Genomic DNA, 24,909 nt, shown 5'->3' on the forward strand with positions numbered 1-24,909 from the left:
GTATATTCTTAAAATTAACCTTCAATCTTTATTAAAGATTCTCTAAGAATACTAATTATTTCCCCTAATCCATTTTTATCCAAATAACTTATATCATAAGTATCTATTATATGCTTAAAAGCATCATTATCTCTATTAAATTCATTAATATTATCCTTTAGAATCTGTCTGGTTTCTATAAAATTATCAATTCCATAAGTTTCGCTAATTTCACAAGCGCAAGTTTCTTTGTAAGACTTCCATTCTTTAATCAGTAAAGGCTCTAAGTTTTCAGCTATATTGTTGGGCTTATCAGGGTATCCTTCTATGAATCTCTTCGACTGATAATAGTTTTCAATTTTCACGCTGACATTTTTTCCTTTGCGTCCTTGTTCCATTTTAATCTTATACTTATAGTTATAGCATGTTACAGCACATTCTAGTTTTGCTTCATCTTCATAAAATGGTGATAGTAGTTTGGTATTAATAAAATAATATTCTAATGAATGCTCTTCTAAAACCTTAATCGCATCATTTATGTTGTTCTTTATTTCATCTTTTTCATCTAAAGTGTAATGAGAATATTGAGGTGTATTAATAAACGAATTTACTATATCTTCGACTAAATTTTCTTTTAACTTTTCAGGTCTTTTAACATCTGAATCTCTTATTATTAATGTTGGTATATTAAAGCCTTTATTAATTAAAATTTCAGCATTTGCATACCATTTAAAGTTACTACAACCAACTGCTTGAATGATATTTATTTTATCTACACTCTTATTATCTAATTTTTTTAGCAACTCTTTTATAACAGTCTCATCATCTTTGTCTTCAACAAAAATAATCCCCTTACTATGTAGAAAATCATCAGGTCTTACCCCAAGTTCATCAATAATTTGCTTCACAGCAGCATTACTAATTATTGCTTCACCATTCTCTCTTTCTACTAATTTCACATCATAACTACTTAATTTACTTATTGTTATTGGTGAATGTGATGTAAATATTACCTGATTATAGTTAGCAACTCTAATCAATGTATCTATCATTTTTCTTTGTAATCGTGGATGCAAATACACTTCTGGTTCTTCAATGAGCAAAATATAATTATTATTAGTATGAGCTATTTCTACATAAGTTTCTAATAATGCTAGTATAACCATACTTTGATATCCTGTACCACACTCTAAAATATCTGCTTTGATTTTTGTAGTTTTATCTATGAGTTCTGTGTAATAGGTTGTCCCTTTAGCTATATTTACTGATGAATTAACTTTTATTTCAAAATCACTACTTCCAATAGGATTACTATAATACCTTGTTATTTGGGATGATAACCTTTCGCTTCTTTTTGATGTCTCGTCTGATAAAACATCATTCAGTTCTTTATATGTAAGTTTTTTATCTTCCATCATTATTTCTGTTTGCACTTCTTCATCCAACATTTGTATTAAATCTTTCAAATATGAATTTGTACCAGCTGTACTTTCATTTTTAGGATCTCTTATTGCAGGAATAATTTTTAATTCTGGTAAAACCTTCTTTAAATCAGCTTCACTAATTTTCTCGTCATTTTCTAACACATAAGCTGCTTTACCCTGTTTAGGAATAGTTTTCTTAACATATAATACATCATTTTCAATATGATACTTTGAAACACACTTTTCTAATTCTTTTTCTCTTATTTCTTCTAATTTTTTAACTACTTTATCATACTTCGCTGTACCTTCCGCTTCACTAATTAGTTTTTGTTGATTTACTATCTTATCTATAAATAACTTGTTTTCTAAATAATTATTAGTAACTTCTGAAAACCATATTTCAATCGTTATATCATCCTTAGTAGATTTATGAAAATTTTCTGGAGTTACATTCTTTTTACAATTAGGAAAAAACACCTGAATAGCATCCATTATAGCTGATTTCCCAGTATTGTTTTGTCCAACTAATGCAAAAATATTCCTTTAATATCGATAACTCTAGAATCTTTAAATGATTTATAATTTCTTATTCGTATCCTATTTAATTTCACTTGATTACCTCCTCTTTTATACAATATCATTAATATTTTTAAAATTAAGCAAATAACAATTTTCAATTTCTACAACCTCAGAGGTCATTACACAAACTTCCTATTTATGTTTACTACTAACATATAATTCATAGCATAACTTTCCGAATTTAAACTTATAAGTATCTTTTATAATTTTAGAACTTGTTTATATTTTCATTGAATTTTCCCATTGCTTATTATAAGACTAGGAGCATTCCTAGTCTTGCGCAAATAAAACACATATATACTCCCTTGTTTTTATTTACTTCCTCATATTTCTAGAGATTTTACATGTGCAGAGTGACGTATGTAATATTGTGCTGCCGCTAATACCTCTTGGAAGTTTTGTGGCATTGCCAACTCCTTACTTATTGCCGGTTGAACAATAATAGTCTTTCCTTTGAAATTTAAATATTGTCGCTTAAACTCTTTAATAAAATCATTATATTCACCTTTTCCAAAAATACAGTGTTTTGATTTTCTTTGTGATTGTATCTTAGAAACTAATGTATCTTTTGTCTTTAGCCATATGCAAGATTTTATTGCCTGCCCTACAACTTCGTATATATCACCAACAAAATTATTATAAGTTTTCTCCTCTTTTACTCTTTACATGGTATAGACTAACTCGCATAATATTATCGTCTATTTCCATAGTAATAAAGTCTGCCCTCTTTCCTCTCGAATAATCGTATATGATATACTTTAATTCATCTGTACACCTCAATTTTTTGCTAATTTCTCATTCAAGTTAAAAAAACCATACCTTCCTTTAGCAAGCCCTTTAGTAAAAGTGATATCATGATATTTCCCTAACAAGCTCTTTGGCGGCTGTTTATTATCAATTATTATTACTTGCTTATCATTAAAACCCTCTGCAAAAAAAGTAAACAAACCATCTTGCAAAGAATTATCAATAAAATCATCTTCTTTTGCCTCTGCAATTTCAGATTCCTTCAATGTAGTAAGTGGTGAGTCTAGAACTAAAACACGCATAAAAGGGTGATTTATGTTTTGTAAATAAATCATTAATGAAGCACTAAATATAGCATAGAAAAATGCTCTATATCCTTTACCGTTAGATAAACGTGGAACTCCATCTATTTCTATATCTTGTGTTTTAATGTTAAATGTTACATCTCTTACCCCTAAGTATCCACATGTAATTAAAGAGTCTTTAATTATTGTACATAAATCTTTATAAATTTGTTGTTCAATTACCAGACTGCCAGTTACTGAATCTTCTTTAACCATTTTACTTTCTTTTAAAACAATAATTTCACCATTTTTACACTCAATAGTGCTTCCAACATCAGCTATTTTACTGTCAATTTTTGCTTGCTCTATTAGTAAGTTAATTACTGCTTTAAGTGGCTTTAAATCTTTAGACGATATCTGAGATATTTCGTTATTATATTTTCTAGCCTTTTCTTCACCTAAAGACAAACTCTCGTCTATCTCACGAAGTTCCTCAACTAAATCATTAATAGAAACTTCTAATTCTTTTAAATTAATCCGTATTTTAGCCTTTTCATTATTGCAACAGTTGATAATATCATCATGGCTAACATCATCCATATCTATAGGCACTTCACTATCGCAAAGTGGGCAATGTTGTCTTGAAATTTGTGATAATACACTCTCTCCATTAGCCGAAAATTCTAATCTTTTTATATCACTCAGATACTGTCTTTTTAACAGATTAAACTTATCAAGCATCATATGAATTTTGTTTTTCTGTAAGTTCAATCTGTTATTAGCTGTATTAATATCATGAAGTTCTTGCCTTTTGATTTTGATAACTTTTTCTATTTCAGCTATTTTATCTTTATAGTAATCCAAACTAGATATTTCACCGTTTCTAAAACTGTTTCTAACCTCAATTAACTCCTGTTTCTTTTGAATAAGAGAAACAATTTCTTCTCTTATATAATCAATTTTAGCTTCATTTTTAGCCTTTCTAATCTCGGCTTTTTCCAATTCTGCACAACCTATATCATCTTGATTTGTTAATAAATATCTAAATACAGATTTACTGTAAGTCTGTTGCGTTTTTTGTATTCCCATAACCGGAGATTTAACCTCTGATATTATATCAGTCTCCGAAATTACTGATAAATGTGCTATAGCCCTGAAACCCAATGTAGCTTTTTTACCATCTTGATTTTTTACCAAATATTTATTTTCATTAATTCCTATCTGCTTTAAAAGAAATTTAGAAATATTATCCTGGCTATCAGGATCATGTTTACTCTTTAGCTTTTTGGAATTATCATTATTAATTTCATCAATGCTACAGTTATAATAAAATATATCTTTGCTATTTAAAAATCTCAAAATAGTTATTGGAGCATTATTACCAAATTTACGAATTTCCATATACAACTTTGAATAGCCTTCACTCTCCGGAATATCTTTAATTTTGGTTGCACCAAGAGCATAGTCGATACATTGAAATATATAAGATTTCCCTGTATTAGAAGGACCATGAATTACATTAAGACCTTTTTGAAATATAACTTCAGCATCTTCTTTTTTATCACCAACTAACTTTAATTTTTTTATATAAAATCCAAGCATAACTATACCTCCTCAATATACGGATAGAAGTTATTAAATTCATCTTTCTCATCTATATTATGAGAAAATATTATATCTTTTAATTCTTCATCTGTTTTAAATTTTATTCCTTGTACAACCAACTTAATATTTTTTATTAAATGATCAGAATAAGTATCTTGAATGCTATCTACTAACCATAATGTATTACAATTTCCTCTATAAAATAACCCTTCGTTACTTTCTACATCAATTAACCCTTTTAGAGCTAACTCTAATATACATTTTTTTAACACTTGCCTTTTATCAAGAACTTCTATAGATTGAAATGGATATTTAGGATGTATATTAATAGCATCTTCTTTAAAATCTTCAATATAAAGACTTAAATAATCCAAATATGCCAATCTGTCAATGCTACAAGATTTAGGATATAATACTTTAAGAATAAATAAACAACGTAATCCTATTTCTGTTTTTGTATTATAAAGTCTATCATTCATCTCTAGTCCTCCAATCAACTAAATCGTCATTTGCTAAATGATGACATATTCCTTTTTTATCATCATTCCCAACAAAATGCAGGTCATTATCTACTCTACTTATTGATAAGTTTACTTTTGTTGATTCGTGCATAGTTTTCTTTAATTTATCTAAACCATCCTTAAAATCAGTTTGAATAAAATCTTTTATTCCTGAGTGCATCTCATTTTTTAAAATTTCAAATTCATTTTCATTCGAAAAAATATCTCGAATACATCTTTTAAGTGATTCTGCAGAGTAATATTCTTGTCGTCTACTACGAAAATCTCTTAACAAATCTGCAAACTGATTAAGTTTATCAGTATTAATATTTTCTTTTTTGTTTTCTGAATATGCTTCTAAAATTTTGCTTAAATACTTACCTTCTAGATCTTTAATGCTTGCCGGTGGTTCTATTTTAATATTTCTTTTTGGTTTAATATTGCCTCCAAAACGAAAATAAAAGTAATGTGTATGTCTATGCTCCTCTATAATAGTATTTATAGAATATGTATCCACAATATCGAAATTAAAATTTTGTATAAATTTCAAAAGATCACCATTTAAGTTTATAGTCTTTTTTTCAATAAGATTTTTACTACATTTATCATTCCACTCTCTTATAAGCCCTGAACGTATGTTTTCTTTGTCTTCCAATAGTGCTCTCATTTTTTTACTTAAATCATGAGATGCTATTACATAATACTTTTTAGGCATTGGAATATCTTTATTATAAATAAAATAACAAAGTTTTCCAAACTCCAACCAATACTGACTAGGTTGTAATGGTGAGGAATATTTCTTACACTGATAGTAATCAAACTCACCATTTTCATATTCTGCAATTACATCTCTACCTTTATCACCCGAACCACCAATTCGATATACATCTTTATATTTAGTTTTAGCACAAGCCACAGCCCATTCTGCTATAAACTCCTCAAATGCTTCATCAGAAAAATCTTTAACTCTTTGTAATGGAGGAATAACTATTTCAAAAACCGATTGATCATCTAATGGCTCAATTTTCCCCACCTTCACTAGATTAAAAGTCGTAGTTATCATCAAAAATCCTCCTTTTCTGCATTGCTTATCATATATTTTTGTTGCACTGAAGAAGTTTTTTCAATTATTGCTACTCCATTATCTACATTTCTAATAAAATTCACAAATAATCTTCTATGTAGAATCCTACCTCTTATCAAAATTCGATTCCAATCATACCCCTTTAATAAATCTCTTACTAAGAAGATTTCATCCGGGTTCAGCTTATCTATTTTAGCTTTTTCAATTTTCAATAACTCCTTAACATTTGACATATACATACCTCCAAAAGAAAATCGCTATATACATAACATTGTTATTATAATTTTATAATATTTTCCAATATTTCTCAACATGGAATTATGCTGCTCGCCAAATATTTACAAATATTCTGCAACTTATACTTACTAAAGCTACTAACAATAAAACCCTGAAAATACTGAGAATTTTGTTCTTAATAGTTCTTTTATCTCTGGCAGGAATATAGCAAGTTCAGCTTTACCTCACTATGGGGTCAGGCCCCACCCAAAAACTTACAAAAAATAATATTGCCATCGAAATAAACTTTCGATGGCAATATTGTAGAAAATCACCCTTTCTAGGGGTATTCAATTCTTGAAACCATTGATTTTACTTACTTAGCCTCACCACAGTTTCAATGTGCGGCGTATGCGGGAACATATCCTTAATCTTAACCTTCTCCACCTTATATCCTGCTTCAGTTAAAACTTTAAGATCGTTTACTAAAGTCTTAGGGTTGCAGGATACATATACTATTTGTGGAGCATCGAACTTAATTACATAATCTAATGCTACTGGATGCACCCCTGGCCTTGGTGGGTCTAGTATTATTAAATCTGGCTTTTCAGTTACATTTCCAATAACCTTTGCCACATCTCCTGCTATAAATTCACAGTTATGAAGTCCGTTAAGCTTTGCATTTTCATTTGCTGATTCTACTGCTTCCTCGATAAGTTCAACTCCAATAACTTTTTTTGCTTCTGGAGCCACTATTTGACCTATGGTACCCGTTCCACAATATAAGTCAAATACTACTTTATCTTTTGATTCTCCTAAGAATTCCCTTACTATAGTATAAAGTTTTTCTGCTCCCTTTGAGTTAGTTTGAAAAAAGGAAAATGGCGTTATTTTAAACTTTAAACCTAATAGCTCTTCTATTATATAATCTCTACCATAGAGTATTTCTACTTTATCTCCTTGAACTACATCAGAAAAAGAATTATTTATTGTATGTATTATACCTACTAATTTTCCTTTATAGTTAATTTCCTTAATTAAGCTTACCCATTCTTCTAAATTAAAATCCATTTGAGAGGTAGTTACTAAATTAATTAAAACTTCTCCTGTATTTGCAGCTTTTCTTACTACTAAGTTTCTTAAATAACCTTCCCTACTCATTATTCTATAGTATGGTAATGCTTTTTCTCTAAAATAATCTAGAGTAGTATTTAAAGCATTTCTAAAATCTTCGTCTACAATTCGGCAGTCATTTGCAGTTATTATTCCAAAGCTTTTTCCCTTTGCATGCATACCAAGGGTTAGCTCCCCGCCTTTTTCCATATCACCAAAGGAGAATTCCATTTTATTTCTATACTCAAATTCTTCTGGACTTCCTTCTATTCCTAAGTAATCAAAGCCCTTTATTTCCCCTTCTTCAAAAAGCTTTAAAACCTGCTCTTCTTTAAGTTGCAATTGCTTATCATAGGGAACATCTTGATGAGCACAACCACCACATTCTCCAAAGATAGAACACTTTGAATTAATTTTATATGGCACATCTTCTATAATATTTGTTATTTTACCCTCAGCATAATTTTTTCTTTTTTTAGATATTCTAGCTGACACTTTCTGACCTGGTAATGCATTCTTTACATATACTTTTAACCCTTCATATTCTCCAATTCCTGTGGATGGGAATTCTGTAGATGTTATATTTATTTCGTACTCCTTACCTTTCTTCATCTTAGCTTCATCCTCACCTTTAAAGTTTTAGTGTTTTTTATCTTTTTTAAATACTGGATAAACGATTGTTACTAATAAATATACAAATAAAATTCCTGTGCCTATATAGGTTTTTGCAAATTTATATCCTAGTATTCTTAAAATAACCATGTCTAAAATTAAATATGCTGCTAAAGAAATAGAAAGCATTATTCCAACGTTTTTTAAATTATCCATAAAGATGCTATTTTCATTTTTTACTTCTGTGTTTTCTGTGCTTTCTGTTGTTTCTAACTCCGCTGATACTTCTTCAACTTTATCTTCTATCTCTATTTTATCCTCTGTCTCTATAGCATTTTCTTTATTTTCATCTACAACGGTTGTTTCTTCTGTTTCTTCCAATTCTTTTTCTAAGTTCTTATTTTCTTCTGTCATATATAATCCTCCAATCTCTTTTTCTGTAATTTTGATACAAATACTATTATGCAATAGTATGATTGTAAAGTAAATACTGAACCGTTGACTAATTTATGAATAAATTATAAAATGTTATTCACATAAAAAATTTTACACTTTGTTTTCTTATAAGTAACATTTATAAAATATAATATTATTTAGTGCAATTTATTTTGAGGAGGTTTGTGATGCCAGGATTGGATTTAATCTCATTCATATTTACCGTAACCATAAAGCTATTATTTTTTGGTAAGGAAATAGAAAAAGGCTACTTCACATATAAATCTATTTTTATTCCAGTACTATCCTCTGTTTTATTATTTGCTGCTATTGGATTTTTATTTAATAAAGATAAAAGATTTAAAATTTATACCATATTTAATATAATTATTACTCTGTTTATAGTAGCTGATTTAAATTATTTTAGATATTTCAAAGATCTTATATCTTTACCTATTATATTAAATGGATTTCAGCTAGGTGCTGTAAAGAATAGTGTAGGAAATTTACTTAAGGCTACAGACTTTCTTTACTTTATAGATATTTTCATATTCTTAATAATTCATAAATTATATAAAGGTCATAAATTACCCGCTATAAATTTTAAAACTAGAGCGATAATTTCTATTGCTTTACTGCTAGTTGGAGTTACAGGAAATGCAATTAAAATATATGATTTATCTAAAGAACAACCTAGACTTTTAAGCAGTATGTATAACAAGGTTTATGTTGCCACTAAGCTTGGAGGGGTAAACTATCATCTTTTAGATAGTTATAATGTAGCAGTTAACTCTATCAGTAAAAAAATTCCTATTTCTAAAGAAACTAAAGAAGCAATGAGTAGTTTTTTAATTAACAACTCTAAAAAGTCTTCAGAAAACTTAAAGGGAATAGGCGATGGCAAAAATCTTATTATGATTCAAGTTGAAGCACTGCAAGGCTTTGCTATAGATAAGACCATACTAGGAAAGGAAATAACCCCTAACTTAAATAAACTTATGAAACGAAGTGCTTATTTTAATAATTACTTCTATCAAACCGCTTCTGGTGGAACTTCAGATGCAGAGTTTATATCAAATAATTCTCTATATCCTACTCCATCAGGTTCTGTTACCTATTTATATACTAATAACGAGTTTAATGCATTACCTGAAGCCTTAGCAAAAAAAGGTTATAATACAAGTGCTTTTCATGGCTTTAGAGATAATTTCTGGAATAGAAATATAATGTTTCCTAAGTACGGTTTTCAAGAGTTTCATGGAGAAAAAGACTATAATATTGATGAAACAATGGGCCTAGGGTTAAGTGATGAATCCTTCTTTAAACAGAGTCTTAAAAAAATGGATAACTTAAAGGAGCCTTATTATTCCTTTTTAGTTACATTGACTAGTCATTTTCCTTATGAAGACACAGAAAAATACGGAGATTTTCCAGTTGGAGAATTTGAAGGAACTCTTCTTGGAAACTATTTAAAATCTATTCATTATACAGACAAGCAACTTGGAATGTTTATAGATGAATTAGAAAAGAATGAAACATTAGATAACTCAATCTTAGTACTTTACGGAGATCATTATGCCATACCAAAAGAAAACAAAGCTGAACTGGCTAAATTTTTAGGCGTTAATGATTTTACAGAACTGCAATGGATGGAGCTAAACAAAGTTCCATTAATGATACATTTTCCACAGGATCAGCATAAAGGAGTCTATGAAATATATAGCGGACAAGTGGATCTTTATCCTACTTTAGCTAATATTTTCAATCTACCAGCTGAAAATATGATGGGAAAAGACTTATTTAACTCAAAAGAAGGAAAAGTTATTTTTAGGAATGGTTCCTTTACAAATGGCGAAGTTTTCTATTTATCTCAAGATAACTCCTTCTATGATATGAATACCGGAAATAAAATTCCTGAAAATGAAAAACTAACTGCGTTTAAAGAAAGTGTTATAAATGAACTGGAGTATTCTGATTTGATTTTGAGATATAATCTTCTTAAATAGTGAGAAATGAAGAGTAAATGGAGAGACTTTATAAATATAAAATTTCTTCCTTAACTCTTCATTTTTTCATTCTTAACCCTCTTAACTTTTAACTCTTAATTTTTAAATATTAACTCTTTAAAAATTATTTTAATATCAGCATTTCATAAATCATTTTTCCCGCTACTCCTAAGGACATAGTTACGAAAATAGGCTTTATAAATTTTGCTCCCTCTTTTAGTGCTAGCTTTGTTCCCACACGAGCGCCAATAGTCATAAATATTGCCATTGGTATTCCCATAAGGTAAAATATCTTTCCCTTTACTGCAAATAACACTAGTGATGTAAAATTACTCATCAAATTCATAGCTTTTGCATTTCCGCTTGCCCTAACAAAATCAAAACCATATATTTTTATAAGTCCAAAAATTAAAAATGATCCTACGCCTGGACCAAAAAATCCATCATAAAATCCCATGGCAAAAGCAAAAATACTGCCAATTATTAAAGTTTTTTTAGTAGCTCCTTTAAAGTTATCTTCCATACCTACAGTTTTAGAGAAGAAACTATAAATCCCTACACCCAAAAGCAAAGTTAATACAATAGGTTTTAGCACATTTGAATCAAGTAAAAGTACTGTATAAACTCCAGTAGCTGCTCCAAGTAAAGTAAATGGAAGCAATACTTTTAATATACCTTTGTCCACTTTACCAGATTGGGCAAATTTTGCTGTACTTACTAAAGAACCGCAAGTAGCTGAAAACTTATTTGTTCCTAGTGTATAATGTGTTGGGAAACCAACCATAAAATAGGCAGGTACACTTATAAGACCGCCGCCGCCTGCTATTGAGTCAACAAAAGCAGACAAAAATCCTGCTGCACATAAAAAAATTATTTTATAGACTATATGAACATCTGCCAGCACCAGAACCCCTCCTCTGAATATGTTGTCTGACAATTCAATTATATCACCATAATTAACTAATTCATATACAGAAAGGAATTTTTTTATTAAATTTTAATTTAAATTAAAAAGAATAGGAAAAATATCCCATTCTTTTTAATAATGTCCTTATTTAGCTAATTCATATATGGCATGAGCGTAGATTTTTGTATTAATAATTAAATCTTCAATCTCAATATATTCATTGGCTTGATGATCTAAATCAGGTTTCCCGGGAAATATAGGTCCAAAAGCTACTATATTTGGCATTTCCTTAGCATAAGTTCCTCCTCCTATTGCTATAGGTTCTCTATTATCCCCTGTTTGTTCACTGTAGACACTTAGTAATGTTTTTATAAGTGGATGATCTTTTGGGAAATAGAGAGGTTTTTGATGACTTATGTCTTCCATTGTTATTTCTCTATCTTTTAAGATCTTTTCCATAGGTGCTACAACATCTTCCATTTTAAATGATACGGGATATCTTATATTAATCCCCACCACTATTTTTTCATCTTTTAATTCTACAGTTCCTACATTAAAGCTTAACTCTCCAGAATCCTCGTCTTTTAGATCGATTCCTAAAGATTTCCCATTGGTTTCATATCCAATTTTATCATTCATAAATTTTATAAAATCAAATATATCTGTCTTAGAAATAGGAAGCGTCTCTAAGAACTTAAACATTTGCATTATAGCATTAAGTCCTAGTTCAGGGGTGCTACCATGAGCAGATACCCCAATACATTTTATGACTAACATATCACTCTTTATATGAGCAGTTAAATTATAATCATGAAATTGTTTGAACTTATCCAATGCTTTTATAATTACATCCTTTTCTCTTGACCATATTCCAACTTCACAGTAATCTGGAACCATATTTACTCTTTGTCCACCTTTGATATATTTTATAGAAAAATCTTCAGTTTCTAACACCTTAACTTCTTTTGATAAATTAAAGGATAGTATACCTTTTTCTGCAAATATCAATGGATACATAGCATCTGGTGTAAAGCCTGCTACTGGAGGTTTTTCATGCTTTAAGTAATACGCCATCTCACCGGAACCAGTTTCTTCGTTTGTTCCAAATATTATTCTAACTCTTTTAGATAAAGGTAAGCCAATATCCTTAATTGCCTTCAATCCATATAGTGCTGCTATAATAGGTCCTTTATCATCTAATGCTCCTCTTGCATATATCTTGCCTTCATGTATTTCCGCACCATAAGGTGGATATTTCCAACCGTCACCTTCTGGAACCACATCTAAATGACCTAAAACAGCAATATAATCTTCACCTTCTCCATATTCTGCATACCCTATGTATCCATCTAAATTTTTGGTTTTAAATCCCATTTCTTTAGATAGGTTTAAGGCATACTCTAAAGCCTTTGAAACGCCTTCCCCAAAAGGCATCCCTTCTTTACTCTCATCTTCTATACTTTTAATTCTTAATATTTCTTGAGTAGATTTTATTATATTATCTCGCAAGTCATTTATTTTTATGCTTAGTTTCATCTCTATACCTCCAGCAATTTATTTTAGGAGAATTGACTATTAAAACATAATGTGTTTTAATGATGTTTAATATAGTTGTTGTAAAGTTCAGCTACATTGTCAAAACCTAATTTTCTTAATTCTTCTAATACTATGCATCTAATTTCTCTAGATCTTACTACACCATTGAAATCATTTAAAATTGTCTTTTTTATTACTTTTAATATTAATTCAATGTCTGATTCATTAAATGGTGCTTTAGCTTCTTCTGAAGCTCTTATTAAAGTTATTTTTATTTTATCAACATCAAAATCTTGAGTTCTTCTATCTCTTTTTATTACTTTCATAATCATACCCCCGTTTAAATGGAATGTTATTTATAATATTATATCACAAATACTATAAATATTTTATAAAAGTTTCTTATATATTGTATGCTTAAATATCTTTATTAATCACGTAAAAAGATGCTATACTTATTAAATAAATTATTTTTTAGGATGTGACAGAATGGACTTAATTAAAATTAAAGGAAATACTTATTACATAAATGCCCCCACAAATATTGGAGTTTATATTTTTAAAAATAAAAATTGTTTGCTAGTAGATACAGGAATTAATAACTCTCAAGCACGAAAAATTGATGAAGTATTAATACAAAATAACCTTCATCCAAAATATATAATTAATACTCACAGCCATGTGGATCATTGTGGTGGAAATTCTTACTTTAAGGAAAATTATCCAGGTTCTTTGATTTTTACTTCAGCTAAAGAAAAAATATTTATGGAAAACCCCGAACTATACCCTTGCATTTTATCAAACTCTATACCTATAAAAGGATTAAAAAGAATTACTAAAAAATTTGATGTAGATTTTATATTAGATTATGGAGTAAATAAAATAAATGATGAAAAATTTGAAGTATTGGCTTTAAAAGGACACTCTCAAGAACATATAGGATTTATTACTCCTGAGAAAGTATGCTTCTTAGGAGATGCTCTATTTAGTGATGAAATCATAGATAAATACTCATTGCCATACCTTTACGACATTGAAGAAAGTATAAATACTTTAAACATTATTAATGATATAGATTGCGATTACTTCATACTTGCCCATAGTAATGAAATGATTCTTAAAGACCAGATTAAAGATTTAGTACAGCATAATTTAAATAATATAAATTATTTTATAGAACAAATATTAGATCTTTTAGATGGACCAATGACTAAAGAAGATATATTACAAAATTTGGCCATATTAAATGATTTGTCTATGGGATTTACTCAATATCATTTGAATTATTCCTCTGTATCTGCCCTTGTTAACAATCTATATAACCAAGGTAAAATAGATTGCTCCATAGAAGATGGAAAAATGTATTTTTATAATAAAACAACATAAATGACAAAACCCAATAAATGCAAAGTACCATTTATTGGGTTTTCTTCATATTTAATATATCACTTTTTATTTTTTATTTTTCTTTTTCCCCTTAGAAGATTTGTTGGATTTATTGACATTATTAGTTTTATTAATATTATTAGTTTCATTGCTTACGTTATCATTAATTTTCTTTTGATTTCTTCTCATGGAAAACTGAAAACCAACCATGAAGGCAAAAACAAGGAATATCTTTGCTATGAATCCCGCTACATTTCCCTGTCTTAAATCTAAAAAATAGCCCCAGATTGCTGCTATTCCTACTGCCCCTAAAGTTAAAAGCCAAAATTTTTTCATATGTAAGTCCTCCATACCTTTAAAAATATATAATATTAACTCTATTATATATTAAGTCTACCAATAAAAACAGAAAATTTTATTGAATTTCTAATGAAAAGTTCGTATAAATGTTGTAGAATGATATAGTACGTAAATTTCTTTTTAGGAGGAATATAAATGACAAGAACAATAGGTACAAATGCTAAAGGCCTTAGAGCTCCAATCATAAAAGAAGGAGACGATTTAGTTAAAATTGTAGTAGATACAGTAATAAATTCCGCTAAAGAAGATAATTATTCCCTAAGAGATAGAGATGTAATTGGAATAACAGAATCTTTAGTAGCAAGAGCCCAAGGAAACTATGTAACTGTTGATGAAATTTCTGAAGATATAAATTCAAAATTCAAAGGAGAAATCGGTATAGTTTTCCCTATACTTAGCAGAAATAGATTCTCCACAATATTAAAAGGAATTGCAAGAAGCGGTAAGAAAATTCACCTTTTATTAAGTTACCCTTCTGATGAAGTTGGCAATCAATTAATGGACATGGATAAAATGGATGAGTTAGGCATAGACCCTTATAACGATGTTTTAACAGAAGATAAATATAGAGAACTTTTTGGCGAAGAAGTTAAACATAAATTTACTGGTATAGACTATATTAAAGCTTATAAAGAAATAGTTGGTGAAGAAAATATATGTATTTACCTTGGAAATGATCCTCGATATATATTAAACCATACAAAAGAAGTTTTAGTTGCAGACATTCATACAAGAAAAAGAACTAAAAACTTACTTTTAAAAGCTGGTGCAGAAATAGTTTATGGTTTAGATGACATATGCACCGCTCCAATAAAAGGCAATGGCTATAATCCTACATATGGTCTTCTTGGATCAAATAAATCAACAGATGAAAAGTTGAAGTTATTTCCTAGAGATTGCCAACCAATAGTAGATGAAATTCAAAAATCACTACTAGAACTTACAGGCAAAAAAATAGAAGTTATGGTTTACGGTGATGGAGCATTTAAAGATCCTGTTTGTAAAATATGGGAACTTGCTGACCCAATTGTATCTCCTGCGTATACTTCTGGTTTAAGTGGCACTCCTAATGAAATTAAACTTAAATATCTTGCAGACAATGATTTAGCTAATTTAAAAGGAGAAGATGCTGCTAGTGCCATAAGAGAAAAAATTAAAACTAAGTCAAACCACTTAGTTGGAAGCATGGAAACACAAGGTACTACTCCAAGACAGCTAACAGATCTTTTAGGAAGCTTATGTGACCTAGTTAGTGGAAGTGGTGACAAAGGAACTCCTATAGTTTTAATACAAGGTTATTTTGATGATTATGCTACTGAATAATCGAATAATCAATAATTATTAAAATAAATTTTATCAAAAGGCGGCAGGAATGCCGCCTTTTGCTTTTTAAATATTAATTAAAGTAATAGCTCTGAAATCTCATCCTTATATAAAACATATTCCATATGAAGCGCTCTAGTTAAAACTACATACAATAATTTCTTATCTAGTTCATTATCTGAATAGTTATTTTTATTGCAATTATATACTATTGCACAATCGAATTCTAATCCTTTCGTCATATAGGAAGGTATTATTATCTTTTCTTCTTCCATTTGTCCTTTATCTTCTTTTATTAACTTCCAACCTTTTATTTTATTTTTAACCAGTTTTTCCTGTATCTCTTTACATTCTTTCATATCCTTGCCTATCAATGCTATGGTTTTCTTGTTATTATCTTTAACTTCTTTACTTATTTCATTTAAGATTTTTACTAATTCTAAATCCTCATTGTATTTTATCATAGCTGGCTCCATGCCATGTCTTAAAACTGGTTTTGCTGGCTTTAAAAAATTTTCTTGTTTCGTAAGTACTCTATTAGCAAAGTTTACAATTTCAATAGTGGAACGATAGCTTTGTGATAGGGGTATATATTCACCTTCACCTTTATAAACATCCTTAATTAAACCATCCCATCTATTAATTCCTCTATAGTAATATATACTTTGGCCCACATCTCCAACTATGGTAAATGCATCGTTTACCACTGAAGAATTTAATACAAACACTTCAAATTTACTATAATCCTGTCCCTCATCTACTACCATGTATTTATATAGAGGATAATCATTTCCTTGTAGTTTCAATTTTAAATATAAAAGTGATGCTAAATCATCTCTATCTAAAATTTTATTATCAATATTGTTTTTTAACTCATCCCTTAAATAATCCCATAAAGCTTTTGGAATTAACTCATCAGTCATCATAAGATATAAATCTTCATCTTCAAATAAATTATAATAAAGTCCTAATACATCAATCTTTCCTAAGTTACTAAAGAAGTTTTTTAATGCTTTTTTACTGTCCTTTTTTATGTTATCTATTTTCTCATCTTTCTCATCATAAAGTGATACTAATTTTTCTCTTTTTATTAGCTCTTCTTCATCAGAATTCCTAATACTTTTCAGAAGATAATCATATTCCTTTTCTATTCCATTAATTATTTTATCTAACCTATTTTTTAATTGAGCATTAAAATATCTTTTTAGTTCTTCTACTCTTTTTTGCAACGGTAAATATTTTAAATTTTTTACTATTAATTCTTTAATCTCTTTTCTTGAGAATATTACATAATCTCCTACGCTAATATTTTCATAGCTGATACCTGAAAACTCTACATATTTAATGTATCTATCTAAAATTGTTTTAAATAAAATACTTCCCTTTAGCTTACTTCCATTTACAATATGCTTTATATCATCCTCTTGACTATTCTCAATTATGTAGCTCAGTTTTTGATCCTTATTATAAAGTTTCATTTTTATTTTCAAAATTTCCATTGCCCAATCTTCAAAAGTCCTTTGCGGCACATCTCCCCCACCTAAGTTTGGAAGCACCTCTGATATATAATTTAAAAACAGCTTATTTGGTGCAAGTACTAGAACTTCTTCTGGCTCTATTTTATTTTTATATTTATAAAGCAAATATGCCAATCTATGAAGGGCTATGGTAGTTTTTCCTGAACCCGCTGAGCCTTGCACAATTATAACTTTATTTTTTTCACTTCTTATTATGTCATTTTGCTCTTTTTGAATGGTAGCAACAATATCTTTTAGCTTAGTATTACTGCTCTCCTCAAGTGCAATTCTTAAAAATTCATCCTCTAATTCTTCCCCTTCTTCACCACTATTTAAGCTCCTTAAAATTATTTGATCCTTTCCTTCATCAAAAACATCTATTAATTCGCTTTCCTTTATTAAAAACTTTCTTTTTAATAAAAGCTCTCCTGATATTTCTCCATAGGGACCTTGGTAACTAGCTTCTCCCTCTGTTCCACTATAATAGAGATCTGCTATAGGCGCTCTCCAGTCAATTACTCTTTCTTCCTTTTCCCTCTCATCCGTAAGTCCAATCTTTCCAATATAAAAGCTTTCTTCATCCCTCAACTTTTCCTTAAAGTCTATTTTAGCGAAATATGGTTTATCCTTTGATTCTTTATAATTAATTACTTTATCCTTTAAATTGCCTTGTATCTTTAAAAAAGATTGTAACTCAATATTGTATTTTCCTTTAGATTCTTTTTTTAATTGAAGAACCTTTTTATCTATATTTTCTTCGCTATCCTCTAAATAAACTATTTCTTTTTCTAGCCAAGACATAGTATTGTCTAAGCTTTCTTTTTCCATCTCAAATTGTTCTTTATTTATAGCCATAAAATCCCTCCAAAACAGCATTAAAAATACTAGGGCATCTAAAATAAAACAACTAGTCAAAGATACGACAAATTATTTTTAAAGATGCCTAATATTTACTCATGAACCAATATATCAGCGTTTCCTTTTAAAGTTTTTTCCCATCTTTCCATATAATCACCGGTAGCCCATTCAGCCATTACTACGCTTTCTCCTTGCTGTAGAGCTATCTTTTTTAAATACATATTTTCTAAAGCTCCATTTAATATTCTATAAACATATAAACTATTGTGTGAAATAATTATTGCTAAATCCTTATTAGGAGAAGTATATGCATCCACAGCTTCTGGAACTTTTTCTTTTACTTCGTTCCATGAGATATGGAATTCATCGTAGTTTAGCATTTTATTTGGGGGTACTATGTTAATATCATAGTCTTTATAGAAAGAATCCCCAGGGTGAACACTGTTTAAACGTCCCTTTACTATCCAATGACCATTTCTTCTGTATAATGCAAAACTTTCTTCCCTTGGTTCTTTCTCTAACCTCTTTGAGGTCTCTTTATCCTGTAGTGCCAAAAATGCAGAGGCTGAATTATGCATTGCAGTTTTCCCATCTTCTCCACTAATATCAGAGATCTTTATTCCTTTATTATCTACAATATTATCTATCAATCTTATTTGAAGACTACTCCTTCCTTCATCATTATTAATATTTGAAGTACTCTTATCTTCTATAGCCACATAATCATTTCCTACAAACAAGATTCGTTTCAAAGATTGCTCTTCTTGTGTTTCTATAAGATTAATATCTTTTCTCTCCTTGCCAACAGGATAAGAAAACAATCTATCTCTAGGATGATCTGAATTTAGCTCATATGCATCAACACCTACCCACCAAAAACCACTCATTCTAGGTACAAATAAATTAGGAGTTTCTAGTATAGGGCGAAGCTTACCATTTTCAGCTCCTATCCATAGTGTTCTATAAAAAATGGATTGATTTTTATACTCTGATCCTAAAGTATCTTCATAATCAATAGGAGTATTAGATCTTAAACCTATTAAAACCCCTGACCTTCGTAATTCATCTTTTCCTAAAGGATTTTCCTCCTTGCTTTTTTGTAGTTTTTCTATATTTTCCTTACTTAAAGCTTTACTAGTATCATCATCAATTTTTTCTAGATAATAAAACGCATCATCTAAATACACTATTAATTCTTTTTCATTTATTTTTATAAACTCATGAAATAGGTTTTCACCATAAATTACTGAGATTACTTCTATTTTATCTTCTTTAATATCAAAATCTTCTTTACTTACTTTATATGTATAAAAAAAATAATTGTTAGCATCCACTTCCTTTAATTTATATTGAGGATCTTTACATATTTCATCTATTAAAAATGCATATTCTTTATTAAAAGCCGCTTTGCTTCCTAGTAAGTTTGCAGGTTTTATTTTACTTTGTTGATACGTCTTGTTTCCAAAGTTGAACACCTTATATTTTTTTATCTCCCATACACCATTGATTGGAGACAAACTATTGCTAGGAGAAGATATTTTATCAGTTGCATTTATATTCTTTAAAGAACATCCTGCGAAAATTGAAGAACTTAAATATATAAATAATAATATTGAACCTATTATATAAACGTTATTTTTTTTCATTTTACTCTCCTTTTAATGGTCAAATAAAGGTAATTTCACATAAATGCTAGTTCCAACATTAATTTCACTTTCTATAATTAGTTCTCCTCCATGCATTTTAACTATTTCATCACAAATTGATAATCCAATACCATTTTGTGATTTACTGCTTTTACCTTTATAAAACTTTTCCTTTACTTTAGGGAGTTCTTCTTTCTCTATACCACACCCATTATCCTCTACCTTTATGATAGCATACTCTTTTTCTTTATAAATACTTAAGCTTATCTTTTTATTATTTACGTCATCTTTCATAAACTTAAATGCATTATCTAATAAATTTATTAAAACTTGTTTTATTCTATTTTTATCCATAAAAAGTACAGGCAATTCATCTTCATAATTTATAGTAAAATCTATCTTCTCTCTTTTGCTTCTCGGTCCTATATATTTTTCTATATACTCAATAATTTCACCAATATTTGTTTTCTCTTTTTTTATGCTTACTTTACCCGAAATCAGCTTTGAAAAATCTAATAATTCCTCTACCATTAATGATAATCTGTCACTTTCTTTTTCAATAATAGTAAGTCCATCTCTAATTAAATCCTCTGGAGGAAATTCTTCAGTATTTAATGTAATTGCCCACCCTTTTATAGCTGTTAGAGGGGTTCTAAGTTCGTGAGATACCGAAGAAATAAAGTCATTTTTCAGCTTCTCCTTTTTTAATAACTCCTCTGCCATGTAGTTTAAAGTATCTGATAATTTCCCTATTTCATCGTCCATTTCTTTTTCATTTCTTATTTCCAAGTCACCATTAGCCATTTTTTCAGCAGTTTTAGTAAGTTTTTTTAGAGGATCTACAATGCTATTGGATAAAAAAATACTAATTATTCCTACTAAAATTATAACAATAAAACCTATCAACAAAAATAAAGTGGATATTGACATAATAGCTTTATCCACATCTCTTAAAGTACTAATATACCTCAACACGCCAACTATTTTACCTTGAGATTTTAAAGGATAGGATATTGCCATTACTTTAGCATTATCATATTCCACCATTCCAATCCATTTGCCAAGTTCTCCTTTTAGAGCCTTTTTTACATCAGGACTATCGATTAATTCTTTAGGACTAGTTCCTATTGAATCCATTAGTACATTTCCTTTTAAATTTATTATTTGCACTTGTGCATTGGTCTGTTTCCAAAACACATCCACATTTTCCATTATATTTTCTTCTAGGGAACTATTTGAAAAATATCTAGAATAGAAATCCGAAGAAATTTTAATTTGGTTTGATAATACTTCTTCTACATTACTATAATAATACATTTTTACAAAATTCATTAATACGGTTTCTATAGCCATAACAGTTATGACTATAATAATCATAAAACTTCTAAACAGCCTTTTTTTAATACTTCTTTTTAAATCTTTTTCCATCTATATCCTCTTCCCCATACGGTTTCAATATATACTGGATTAGAGGGATTATCCTCTACTTTTGCTCTTAATCTTCTTATATTTACATCTACAATCTTTGAATCTCCAACAAAATCATAACCCCAAACTAAATCTAATAGTTCATCTCTACTAAATGCTTTATCCTCATTTTCAACAAATATTTTCATCAGCATATACTCTTTTGGCGTTACATCCAATTCTTCATTGTTTTTATATACCTTTTGAGAGTATACATCTAATTTAAAAGACCCGCTGGTCAATATCTGTTTTTCTTCTTCAATATGGTTTTCCATTCTTCTTAATATAGCTTTTATCCTTAGAACTAGCTCAGATGGGTTAAAAGGTTTTACCATATAATCATCTGCTCCAAATTCTAAACCCATTATCTTGTCTATATCTTGAGTTCTGGCTGTAAGCATTATTATACCAATATTTTGATATTCATTTCTCAATATTTCGCAAACCTTAAATCCATCAATACCTGGAAGCATAACATCCAAAATAGCTATCTCTGGGTCCTCTAACTTTGCTAGTCTTATACCCTCTTCTCCCGTTTCTGCCTCTATCACATTAAAATTATTTCTTTGTAAATTTATTTTAAGAAAACTTCTTATACTCATCTCATCTTCGACAACTAAAATTTTAACCATAATCATCACCCTTATACATACTTAATATATCAATTTTATAATAAACCATATATAAAATAAAGGGTTACAAATTTGTTTCAATTTATTTTCTCAATTATAATTTTTTAACATAAGTATTATTTATGCTAAAACGACTAAAAATATAATAACATCACTTTAGTAAAATTGTCACGAAATTTAAAGGTAAAAATTAAAAATTGAGAATTGAAAGCCTTAACTCTTAACTTCCAATTCTCAATTATAAATTTTAACTAAGTTCTTAATTAAACTCTAACTATTCTCATAGCATTTAATACTGCAATTAGAGCCACTCCAACGTCTGCAAAAACCGCTGCCCACATATTTGTAAGTCCTAGTGCTGCTAATATCAGTACAAAAATCTTTACTCCAAGAGCAAAAACTATATTTTGCATAACAATTCTTCTTGTTTTTTTAGCTACTTGTATAGCAGTAATAAGCTTTGATGGTTCATCTGTCATTATTACAACATCTGAAGCTTCAATAGCAGCATCTGAACCAAGAGCTCCCATTGCCACTCCTATATCAGCCCTTCTTAATACTGGAGCATCGTTTATTCCATCTCCAACGAATATTAAATTTCCTTTTTTATTTGAATAAAGTTTTTCTACAATATCAACCTTATCTCCTGGTAATAATTCTGAGTAAACTTTATCTATATTTAATATTTCTCCTACTTTCTCTCCTACCTTTTTGCTATCCCCTGTAAGCATAACAATGTTATTTATGCCTTTTTCCTTTAATTTTTTAATAGCATCCTTGGAATCTTCTTTTATTTGATCTGATATAACCATATATCCCCAATATACTCCATCTACAGCTAAGTGAGTTATTGTTCCGTAATCTTCAACCTCTTTACTCTTTATATTTTCCTTGCTCATTAATTTGTCATTTCCAAGCAATACTTTTTTTCCATCTATTAATGCCTTAACGCCCATTCCCCATATCTCTTCATAATCTTTAATTACATTCTTGTCTACTTCTTTTCCATAGTAATCTCTTATAGATATAGCTATAGGGTGATTTGAGAAACTTTCAATAAGAGCTGCTTTATAAGCAAAATCCTCTTTATTTATTCCTTCTTCTAAATATAAGTTATTTACTTTAAACTCTCCCTTTGTTAAAGTTCCAGTTTTATCAAATACAACAGTATCTACATTATTTAATGCTTCAAGATAATTTCCACCCTTTACTAATATACCTTTCTTAGATGAAGCACCAATTCCACCAAAGAAAGTTAAAGGAATTGAAACTACCAATGCACATGGACAAGATATTACTAAGAATGTTAATGCTCTATATATCCATTCTGAGAAAGTTGCACCTTCAATAAATAAAGGTGGCAATATAGCTAAAGCAACTGCTGTAAATACAACTGCTGGAGTATAATATCTTGCAAATTTAGTAATAAACTTTTCTGTTGGCGCTTTTTTAGCTCCTGCATTTTCTACCAAATCTAATATTTTAGCTACTGTTGATTGTCCATAATTTTTACTTACTTTAACCTTTAATAAAGCTGTTTTATTAATAAATCCAGAAAGTATTTCACTTCCTTCTTTTACTCTTCTTTGAACAGATTCTCCTGTTAGAGCTGAAGTATCGATAAAAGATTCTCCTTCTAGTACAACTCCATCAAGAGGAACTCTTTCTCCCGGTTTTACTATAACTACATCTCCAACTTCCACTTCTTCAGGTGAAACCTTGCTTATATTACTATCTACTAATAAATTTGCATAATCAGGCCTAATGTCTAATAGAGCAGAGATAGATTTTCTTGAACGATCTACAGCATAGTCTTGGAATATTTCACCTACTTGATAGAACAACATAACAGCTACAGCTTCAGCATAATCATTTATAGCAAAAGCCCCTAATGTAGCAACAGTCATTAGAAAATTCTCATCAAAAACCTGTCCTCTTGAAATATTTCTAAAGGCCTTTAATACTATTTCTCCACCTATTAACAAGTAACTTATAATAAATAGGACTAATCCTATCATACCTTTATCTTTTAAAAGAGCTGCAATTATTGCAATTACTGCCCCTATTGCAATTTGATATATTTTTCTTTTTCCTTCAAATTTCTCTTCTCTTTCTTCTTCTATTTCTTTCGCTACTTCTTTTGCTTCCTCTACCTTTCTTACCATAGGTGCATTTTTTTCAGATACTTTTACATCTGGTTCGTATTTATTAACTATCTCTTTAGTTTTATTTATTATACTCTCTTTATTTTTTTCTTCTTTTAAATTTATAGTCAGTACCTTAGATACAAAATTCATAGAAGCATCTTTAACTTCTGATAGTTCTCCAACTGCTCTTTCAATTTTTGCTGAACAATTAGCACAATCTAATCCTTCTAAGATTAATTCTACTTTACTGATCTTATTTTCATGTTTCTGTATTTTTTTTATTTCAGCTATGGACTTTCTTTCCCTTACTTTCACATGTGGTTCATATTTATTCACTGTTTCTTTAGTTTTGCCTAATACATTATCTCTATTTTTTTCTTCTTTTAACATTATAGTTAATACTTTAGTAACAAAGTTCATATAAGCGCTTTCTACTTCTTCAAAATTATTTACAGCTCTCTCTATTTTTGCTGAACAATTAGCGCAATCTAATCCATCTAATACTAATTCTAATTTATTTCCTTTCATGAATTATTACCCCCCACT

The 24,909-nt window shown here is 29.1% G+C and carries 19 protein-coding genes; 3 read left to right on the forward strand and 16 right to left on the reverse strand.

Annotated elements, in window-relative coordinates:
• Positions 1–14: 14 nt before the first annotated feature.
• From KQI86_RS03280 to KQI86_RS03310, 7 genes are all read right to left on the reverse strand, one after another.
• Entirely contained in the window at positions 15–1,940 is a 1,926-nt protein-coding gene (locus tag KQI86_RS03280) for an AAA family ATPase (protein ID WP_343216145.1), read from the reverse strand.
• 818 nt (positions 1,941–2,758) lie between these two features.
• A complete protein-coding gene (locus KQI86_RS03285) occupies positions 2,759–4,615 on the reverse strand; it encodes an exonuclease (protein ID WP_216437721.1) in 1,857 nt (618 codons plus the stop codon).
• A 2-nt stretch (positions 4,616–4,617) separates the two neighbouring features.
• Positions 4,618–5,097, reverse strand: coding sequence for an ABC-three component system middle component 2 (locus KQI86_RS03290; protein ID WP_216437722.1), 480 nt, complete (start codon positions 5,095–5,097; stop codon positions 4,618–4,620).
• Positions 5,090–6,181, reverse strand: a complete 1,092-nt coding sequence (locus tag KQI86_RS03295) for an ABC-three component system protein (RefSeq protein WP_216437723.1) — start codon at positions 6,179–6,181, stop codon at positions 5,090–5,092. Before KQI86_RS03295 ends, KQI86_RS03290 begins: the two co-directional genes overlap by 8 nt.
• Entirely contained in the window at positions 6,181–6,435 is a 255-nt protein-coding gene (locus KQI86_RS03300; protein WP_216437724.1) for a DUF1413 domain-containing protein, read from the reverse strand. The genes KQI86_RS03295 and KQI86_RS03300 overlap by 1 nt, the downstream gene beginning before the upstream one ends.
• Before the next feature lie 355 nt (positions 6,436–6,790).
• The gene (gene rlmD / locus KQI86_RS03305; protein ID WP_216437725.1) at positions 6,791–8,143 is read right to left on the reverse strand and encodes a 23S rRNA (uracil(1939)-C(5))-methyltransferase RlmD; all 1,353 of its coding nucleotides are present in this window, start codon (positions 8,141–8,143) and stop codon (positions 6,791–6,793) included.
• Positions 8,144–8,170: 27 nt separating this feature from the next.
• Positions 8,171–8,557 carry a hypothetical protein gene (locus KQI86_RS03310; protein ID WP_216437726.1) on the reverse strand — a complete coding sequence of 129 codons (387 nt, stop codon included), beginning with the start codon at positions 8,555–8,557 and terminating at the stop codon, positions 8,171–8,173.
• Between the two features lie 209 nt (positions 8,558–8,766).
• Here KQI86_RS03310 and KQI86_RS03315 point away from each other — a divergent pair, with 209 nt between their 5' ends.
• Positions 8,767–10,584 (forward strand): LTA synthase family protein, encoded by a 1,818-nt coding sequence (locus KQI86_RS03315; RefSeq protein ID WP_216437727.1) that lies wholly within the window; start codon positions 8,767–8,769, stop codon positions 10,582–10,584.
• 124 nt (positions 10,585–10,708) lie between these two features.
• Here the strand turns inward: KQI86_RS03315 and KQI86_RS03320 are convergent, their stop codons facing one another.
• The 3 genes from KQI86_RS03320 to KQI86_RS03330 form a co-directional block, all read right to left on the reverse strand.
• Positions 10,709–11,488 carry a sulfite exporter TauE/SafE family protein gene (locus tag KQI86_RS03320; RefSeq protein ID WP_343216131.1) on the reverse strand — a complete coding sequence of 260 codons (780 nt, stop codon included), beginning with the start codon at positions 11,486–11,488 and terminating at the stop codon, positions 10,709–10,711.
• A 147-nt stretch (positions 11,489–11,635) separates the two neighbouring features.
• Positions 11,636–13,027 carry a dipeptidase PepV gene (pepV, locus tag KQI86_RS03325; RefSeq protein WP_216437728.1) on the reverse strand — a complete coding sequence of 464 codons (1,392 nt, stop codon included), beginning with the start codon at positions 13,025–13,027 and terminating at the stop codon, positions 11,636–11,638.
• Between the two features lie 56 nt (positions 13,028–13,083).
• Positions 13,084–13,353 (reverse strand): ATP cone domain-containing protein, encoded by a 270-nt coding sequence (locus KQI86_RS03330; protein WP_216437729.1) that lies wholly within the window; start codon positions 13,351–13,353, stop codon positions 13,084–13,086.
• A gap of 163 nt (positions 13,354–13,516) precedes the next feature.
• Here KQI86_RS03330 and KQI86_RS03335 point away from each other — a divergent pair, with 163 nt between their 5' ends.
• Positions 13,517–14,413, forward strand: coding sequence for an MBL fold metallo-hydrolase (locus KQI86_RS03335; protein ID WP_216437730.1), 897 nt, complete (start codon positions 13,517–13,519; stop codon positions 14,411–14,413).
• Positions 14,414–14,479: 66 nt separating this feature from the next.
• Here the strand turns inward: KQI86_RS03335 and KQI86_RS03340 are convergent, their stop codons facing one another.
• A complete protein-coding gene (locus tag KQI86_RS03340; RefSeq protein ID WP_216437731.1) occupies positions 14,480–14,749 on the reverse strand; it encodes a hypothetical protein in 270 nt (89 codons plus the stop codon).
• Between the two features lie 159 nt (positions 14,750–14,908).
• Between KQI86_RS03340 and KQI86_RS03345 the strand changes: the two genes are divergently transcribed.
• Positions 14,909–16,096, forward strand: coding sequence for a coenzyme F420-0:L-glutamate ligase (locus KQI86_RS03345; RefSeq protein WP_216437732.1), 1,188 nt, complete (start codon positions 14,909–14,911; stop codon positions 16,094–16,096).
• Positions 16,097–16,173: 77 nt separating this feature from the next.
• On the opposite strand, the gene helD is transcribed toward KQI86_RS03345, so the two are convergent.
• The 5 genes from helD to KQI86_RS03370 form a co-directional block, all read right to left on the reverse strand.
• A complete protein-coding gene (helD, locus tag KQI86_RS03350) occupies positions 16,174–18,468 on the reverse strand; it encodes an RNA polymerase recycling motor HelD (protein ID WP_216437733.1) in 2,295 nt (764 codons plus the stop codon).
• A gap of 95 nt (positions 18,469–18,563) precedes the next feature.
• Entirely contained in the window at positions 18,564–20,117 is a 1,554-nt protein-coding gene (locus KQI86_RS03355) for a hypothetical protein (RefSeq protein WP_216437734.1), read from the reverse strand.
• Between the two features lie 12 nt (positions 20,118–20,129).
• Complete coding sequence (locus KQI86_RS03360) at positions 20,130–21,545, reverse strand: sensor histidine kinase (protein WP_216437735.1); 1,416 nt, start codon at positions 21,543–21,545, stop codon at positions 20,130–20,132.
• Positions 21,530–22,216, reverse strand: a complete 687-nt coding sequence (locus tag KQI86_RS03365; RefSeq protein WP_216437736.1) for a response regulator transcription factor — start codon at positions 22,214–22,216, stop codon at positions 21,530–21,532. Before KQI86_RS03365 ends, KQI86_RS03360 begins: the two co-directional genes overlap by 16 nt.
• Before the next feature lie 263 nt (positions 22,217–22,479).
• Complete coding sequence (locus KQI86_RS03370; RefSeq protein WP_216437737.1) at positions 22,480–24,891, reverse strand: heavy metal translocating P-type ATPase; 2,412 nt, start codon at positions 24,889–24,891, stop codon at positions 22,480–22,482.
• Positions 24,892–24,909: the final 18 nt, after the last annotated feature.

Origin of the sequence: Clostridium mobile (genome assembly GCF_018918285.1) — a bacterium.
Lineage (GTDB): Bacteria > Bacillota > Clostridia > Clostridiales > Clostridiaceae > Clostridium_AW > Clostridium_AW mobile.